Here is a 6387-nt window from a genome sequence, read left to right on the forward strand (position 1 = left end):
AAACTACGCAAATTAGGGTATGTGGGTAGTATAACATTCCCTCTGCCCGGAGTAAAGAGAGTAAATGACAATGATTATTAAAAAATGCACATTTGATGAACTGCCGGACGCTATGCAGATGCACGTTCTATATCGTGAAAAGATTACAGTAGCAGAGTACCGACTTGCAATATGGAGCAACAAAGACACGCTTTATTACAACAATCTGCCGGAAAAAGAGATTGAGCGGTTCGTGTCACTGATTGAAAGTGATAAAAGGATTCTCAATAACAGGACTATGAACAGCATTTATAACAAGTACGGCTTTGCGGTTTACTATGAAATCCATGAAGCGCATGACGCATACTTGAAAAAGGGGCGTGAAAAAGTTGCTGAACAGATAGCGCAGGAGTATTTCCCGATTATCGAAAAAGCCATGAATAAACCGTCAATCCCTTATTGTAATGAACTGCTGAAAGCTATGTCACATTTAGCGGATAAAGGACGTTTCAAGTTTAAAGAATGGAGTACAGACCAAGCATACATCTACTTTATGGGCTATCTGCTGGGAAGTGGAAAGCTGGAATGGGAGGAACAGTTATTATGAACAATGCGGAATCAAAAACAGGGGAAACCATAACGGCATACCGGGAAAAAATCATTCGCAGAATAAATGACATTGATAACATGGACTTCTTAAGGTTTATCAATAATCTGCTGGATGCCTTTAAAAGAAAGTGGGGGATATGATATGAATTACAAAGAGCTGATTATCAGTCTTTTAGACAAAATCGACAACAAAAGGTTTCTTAAAGCTATTTACATTTCCGTGCGTGACTATGTGAAGGAAAGTGAGGGTGCGGCATGAGCGAAGAACAATTCTATAAGGATGGCATTTCTAAAATGTTATCCACAATACATAATGTGAATTGGCTTTTAAAAATTTACTCATTCATAAAGGTATTTGCAGAAGATAAGGAGGAAACAAAGAATGACAAGGAAAAGCGAGAAAGAGACTTTTGCAACGGAGATAATCAATGAAGCAGTGAAACAGCGTAACCGCTGGCGGCTGGCTGCGGTAATCAGCATTGCACTGAATATCATCCAGTGGTTTCTTTGTGGATAATCCTTTTATGAGCCGGGGAACGGTGCGCCAACACCCGAACCTGGCGGCATAATGGGTATTCAGATCAAAACGTGGAAATAACGGTATGGCGCTGGCAAAGTGAGGTGGAATCTGATACAATGGCGGTGAAGGTAAGAATAAGCTATGAGAAGCCGCAGGAGCTTCATACAGTGACGGAAATGCTGAAGCCTATAATTAAGTCGTGCAAGGCAGATAAGGGCGAAAATGGGCGGTTTAAGAAAGCCTATTTGGAAGTAAATATATCAGCGGAAAATGCGCAAAAAAGTGTAAATTCGCCGTTGATTTAGGCAAACCATATCTATATAGGGTATGGAATATGGGCAGAAAAACATTGTATATCTGCCCGGCTCATGGTATAATATCAATAAGGCAAACAGAATATAGCAGTACCCCGGACGGCAGGAAGCACCGGACGGAAGCCATATATAAGGCGTGGGAAGATTTCATTTTTAGATGGAGTTTTCTCACGCCTTTTCTATTTGCCGCAAAATAGCCTACTATGGCGTAAAAATAGGAGGAATTATGAATACAGAGATTGTAAATCAGAATCAGAACACAGACCTGTCCGTAAATCAGGGAGCAGGGGAAAAGACTTTCACGCAGGATGATGTAAACCGTATCGTGCAGGAGCGGCTTGCGAAAGACCGGGAAAAGGCATCAAAGGAACTGGGTGAGAGGGAACAGGAACTTGCACAGCGTGAGTTCCGTTTAAACAGCCGCCAGAAGCTGATTAACAAGGGATACCCGGAAACGCTTTTGGATGCGCTGAATTGCAGCAGTGAGGAAGCCTTTGACAAGGCTTTAGGCATCATAGATGGCTTGATGGAGGAACGGCTGGCATCAAAGAAAGACGATGAAAAACAGGCACAGCTTGAAGCGCAGAGGGCAAAGCCGTTCACGGGTCCGCTGAACCAGTTTCACAGGATTGGCGAAGACCCGATCAGAAAAGCCATGAAATTGTAAAGGAGAATAAAAATTTATGGCTATCAATTTAGTTACAAAATTTCTTCCCTATGTGGATGAATTATTTACAACGGAGAGCAAAAAGTCACTTCTCACCAATCAGGACTTCGACTGGACAGGGGCACACACGGTCAAGGTGTATAAAATCGGCACCAGTGAAATGACCGATTACAACCGGAATCCTGTGTCGGGATTCACAGGGAGCAGATACGGCACTATCGAGGACTTGGACGCAACGACAGAGGAATTTACCCTTAAAAACGACCGTTCCTTTACGTTTGCCATTGACAAGCTGGATAATGACGAGACAGCGCAGCAGCTTGCGGCGGCATCCGCACTGGCAAGGCAGGTCAGGGAAAAAGTCATTCCGGAGGTGGACAGCTATACTTACGGCGTGATGTGTTCCGGCGCGGGGCATAAGCCGGATGCGGTCGTATTGGATGCGACAAATATCTTTGATGAGATACTAAAAGCGAACAATGCGCTGGATAATGCGGAGGTGCCAGAGACAGGCCGTATTTTGGTAGTTACGCCGGATGTGTACACCATTATGAAGCGCAGCAAGGATATAATCATGGAGACAGATATTGCGGAGGATATGCGTCTTAGAGGTGTCATTGCAATGATTGACGGGGCGAAAGTGGTTAAAGTGCCGGCGGTAAGGCTCCCGGAGAGTTTCGGGTTCATGCTGGCGCATCCGTGTGCGTGTGTGGCTCCGACAAAATTAGAGGATTACAAGATACATGAAGACCCGCCGGGAATCAGCGGTTCTTTGGTAGAGGGGCGTATTTGCTATGATGCATTTGTACTTGATAATAAGATGAAAGCGATTTATTATCAAGAGCAGACGGCAAAGACAGTAGCAAAGGCAAACAGCGGCGCACAGGAAACAAAATAATGGCTTCCCCTGCTTCCATAAAGGCGGCAGGGGATTTCTGTATGTGGAGGGATAGGGTATGCGTGCAAGGCGAAATGGTTACGGGGTGCAGGAAAGCTATGCCGGGTATGGCTTGGTAAAGAACCGGGCAAAGGTATTGTTAAAAGAGTGCAGGACAGGGAAGCACGCCGGTTTATTGAGCGCGGCCGCACAACAGGCAGAACCACACATAGCAAAGTGGATTATAACATCTATTGCAGAGGGAAAATCTCTTCATGATATGGAAATCAAATGGGAACTTGGGGAAGCGGAAATAATGCCATGCTGCAGAAACAGCTTTTATTCATATCGAAAACTTACGCTTGCCATACTGGACAGGATGATTCAGGGAAAGGAAATGGCATAATATGGGCGGTTACGGTTCCGGCGGTCATAATAAGACACACAGGCGGCTTGAAAACTTCCACAGGATTGACAGCTTTTCATTTTATGATTACCTTATGTGCGATAAATACCTTTTCTGCAAGGAAACTGTGAAATATCCGCTTGTCCGGGGCGATATTGTCTATTATGTGGGAGAGAAAACGGCAGAAATCAGGGAGGGGGATTCTTATACAGATTTGATATTATCCAGAGTGCCAGGGATTGACGGAAAATCTGTAAGGATGTATTTCCATTGCCCGTATTGCGGGCGGCGTGTCAGATACCTTTACAGACGGCAGGAACGCTATATGTGCCGGAACTGTGCAAAGCTGAATTATGCGAGCCAGCAGAAAAGCGGAATGGATGAAATGCGGCTTAAGATGGAACGCATAGTAGAAAGGGAGCTGGGGTATACATGGTGGTTTAGGGATTATCCCGATATGCCTATACAGGACTTGTGGCATATTCCCAAACCACGTTATATGCGGCATGAGAAGTACGAAAGACTGTTAAAGGAGTTCCGGCAACTCCAAAAGGATTATGAGCGTGCGTTTTGGATGGGGATGGCCAGATGCTCCATGCTCTCCGATAAGGAAAAAGTGGGTATTGTGAACCGCCTTAACAGCCTGTGAAAGTGGTACTAAAACGGTACTAAAAAATCATGCAGACAGAAAAATATGAGAGACAATAAGCAAAAAACACTGTAAAACCACTGTAAAACAGGGTAAAAATGAGGGCAAAAGGTATTAAGCGTTGGGTTGCTACTATCATTGAGTAATTATAATTTATTCAGTAAAATCAAGGCTTTCGGGGATTTCTCCGAAAGCCTTTTTAAATAAAGAATAACTTAGTGGGTTGCCTGTGCTTCTATAATGCTTCTAAAATATTTGGAAATGGATTAGCCTTTTTCATTGTAAGGAGTTATTGTAAGTACATCTGGTTGTACACGTTATTTACTGCTTCAGCATAGAGAGAATACGAATGTTTCCCTTTTCCTTCATTGATATCTTTCAGTTTTCGATATTCTTCGCTAATATACGCCCAGCCGCCATTTTTTCCAAGAATATTATGCATCTTTTCCTCTATACCAGAATTTATGGAACGAAAAACAAATTCATATACCTTACGTTTCTTATCATTTCTCAAATAGTAATAGCCATTATTTATACTGTAATCCTCATAATAGATAATGGCAAAATCACAACTGCGCAATATTTTCTTTTGCTTTCTATCAATGACCTTTATTGTAATAGCGGATGTCGAATCCTTTGGCGATGAATATGGCGTTCCTTTCACAGCTTCTTTAAATGCATCCATGAACCCTTGCTTTACAATCATATCCTTACTATTATACATATCTCCCCAGCGCTGGATAATCAAATTATAATCAAAATCATATCCGCTATTTCCACCACGGATTCTAGTTACAAGATGTCTTTTCCCACTTCCGATTAGTTGAAACTGAATAGTCAGCCCATACGTTTTACGCATCTCATTTTGAACTCTCTTAATAATTTCTTCAAGTTCTTTTCTGACAGGGGCATATTCGGATTTTTTTACATATTCATACATATATTTATATCTCCTTTCGCCCATGCCTCCATACAATCTTAATAATTGTATCATTACAGAATATCATATTTTCGTTGATTGTCAATATGCAAATTTGATTTTTGCCAAATTTTCGATTTTAAGTCTTTTATCCAAGTAATTCCTTGTTTTTCTGAATATATTCTTTCCAAACCGCTTCTCGGTCTTTCTTATGTGTGTTTTCATATTTTTCTGTATATTCATCATGTAATTGTTTCAGCTCGTCCATCAGCGGAGTATCGTTGGGAACCTTGCCGCGCCGGATGCGTCCGTAAAGTTTATTATAGAACTTCGTAAACTCCTGATGAATCGGGTGCTGGAACAGTTTTTCCTTATAAGTCTTTCTCACACCTACTTCACTGCAGGTCGCGGCAGTATTTTTATAAATACGGCTGCAATACATCTGGTCGGAAGAGTGCTTTGTCTGAAAATACCCATTACATAATTTGCATTTCCTAATCACCATTTCATCAGACATCATAATGGACAGTCCAATATGAAGGAATTGTGAAAATGAGGTTATATAATAAGTCTGTGTATCTGTATCCAGTAGCTTTTCTGAAAACAAATCAAAGTAAGAACTCCATGTAGGAGTATTGTTACCCAAAATATTCTTTAGGTAGTCCTCATCAATTGGAAAATCAAAGGTGTCCATATAAAAATCAGAGTTATTCATAATTTTACAGTATGAATGATATAATGCCGCCGAAGTAGTGCTTTGCACAGAAGCGTTGTCTGCATAGGGTTCAATTAATACGGATTGTGTATATTCCCTTGCCTGTTCATAGGAAGATTTTAAATGCAGTAGTTCTTGAAAAAGAACTGTTATTTTAGCTGAAAACTGTGATACGATTTCATCATAAGAGCAGGATTTTTCAGCGTAAAGATATAATGCGTGGAGCAGCGCATGGTAATGTGGATAAAGATAAGCAAGTACAGGATGTGGATCAAAGCACTCTTTTAAAATGTCCAACACAGAACTTGCGACATCACTAAATGCTTTACTATCAAAATTTTTAATAAAGTTCTCTATCTTATTGATAAGCCTGTCTTTTTGCATATCAGGTTCTATTTCAAACAAATGAATGGATGATAACAGTAGGTCAAAGGTTTTGTCGAGTGTTTCTTTCGTTTCCGTATCATAATCAAGAATTTCCAACCAATTAGAAAGTATAGAGCGATTTGCTTGTAAAATTTCTTGACGTGGGTTGCTATTTGTATCGCTGTAAGTCAATATAAGTGATTCTGAATAATCTGATTTTTGAATGCGATATACAAGAGGAGAGAACGAAAGCTCTTGTTTTATTGTATTAATAGAATATAAATTCATGTAAAAACCTCCTAGTATAATAATGATATAGCCACAAGAGCTATAAAGTTAATAAGTTACAAAGTCATATCTGATGAA

10 protein-coding genes are annotated in these 6387 nt (G+C 40.8%); 8 read left to right on the plus strand and 2 right to left on the minus strand.

Annotated elements, in window-relative coordinates:
- Window positions 1-70 precede the first annotated feature (70 nt).
- From D5281_RS19355 to D5281_RS19385, 8 genes are all read left to right on the plus strand, one after another.
- Complete coding sequence (locus D5281_RS19355) at window positions 71-586, plus strand: hypothetical protein (protein WP_160561717.1); 516 nt, start codon at window positions 71-73, stop codon at window positions 584-586.
- Window positions 583-729, plus strand: coding sequence for a hypothetical protein (locus D5281_RS19360; protein WP_160561718.1), 147 nt, complete (start codon window positions 583-585; stop codon window positions 727-729). The genes D5281_RS19355 and D5281_RS19360 overlap by 4 nt, the downstream gene beginning before the upstream one ends.
- 241 nt (window positions 730-970) lie before the next feature.
- Window positions 971-1105 (plus strand): hypothetical protein, encoded by a 135-nt coding sequence (locus D5281_RS25955; RefSeq protein ID WP_277934937.1) that lies wholly within the window; start codon window positions 971-973, stop codon window positions 1103-1105.
- 119 nt (window positions 1106-1224) lie between these two features.
- Window positions 1225-1413, plus strand: coding sequence for a hypothetical protein (locus D5281_RS19365; RefSeq protein ID WP_160561719.1), 189 nt, complete (start codon window positions 1225-1227; stop codon window positions 1411-1413).
- 235 nt (window positions 1414-1648) lie between these two features.
- Window positions 1649-2089 carry a hypothetical protein gene (locus D5281_RS19370; RefSeq protein ID WP_120471995.1) on the plus strand — a complete coding sequence of 147 codons (441 nt, stop codon included), beginning with the start codon at window positions 1649-1651 and terminating at the stop codon, window positions 2087-2089.
- Between the two features lie 16 nt (window positions 2090-2105).
- Window positions 2106-2987, plus strand: a complete 882-nt coding sequence (locus D5281_RS19375; protein WP_160561720.1) for a hypothetical protein — start codon at window positions 2106-2108, stop codon at window positions 2985-2987.
- Window positions 2988-3045: 58 nt separating this feature from the next.
- A complete protein-coding gene (locus tag D5281_RS19380) occupies window positions 3046-3372 on the plus strand; it encodes a hypothetical protein (protein ID WP_160561721.1) in 327 nt (108 codons plus the stop codon).
- Window position 3373: 1 nt separating this feature from the next.
- The gene (locus D5281_RS19385; protein WP_160561722.1) at window positions 3374-4021 is read left to right on the plus strand and encodes a transposase; all 648 of its coding nucleotides are present in this window, start codon (window positions 3374-3376) and stop codon (window positions 4019-4021) included.
- A 289-nt stretch (window positions 4022-4310) separates the two neighbouring features.
- Here the strand turns inward: D5281_RS19385 and D5281_RS19390 are convergent, their stop codons facing one another.
- Both D5281_RS19390 and D5281_RS19395 read right to left on the minus strand, forming a co-directional pair.
- Entirely contained in the window at window positions 4311-4961 is a 651-nt protein-coding gene (locus tag D5281_RS19390; RefSeq protein WP_160561723.1) for a hypothetical protein, read from the minus strand.
- A gap of 127 nt (window positions 4962-5088) precedes the next feature.
- The gene (locus D5281_RS19395) at window positions 5089-6309 is read right to left on the minus strand and encodes a DUF6076 domain-containing protein (protein ID WP_160561724.1); all 1221 of its coding nucleotides are present in this window, start codon (window positions 6307-6309) and stop codon (window positions 5089-5091) included.
- Window positions 6310-6387 lie beyond the last annotated feature (78 nt).

Origin of the sequence: Parablautia muri (genome assembly GCF_009917485.1) — a bacterium.
GTDB lineage: Bacteria > Bacillota > Clostridia > Lachnospirales > Lachnospiraceae > Suilimivivens > Suilimivivens muri.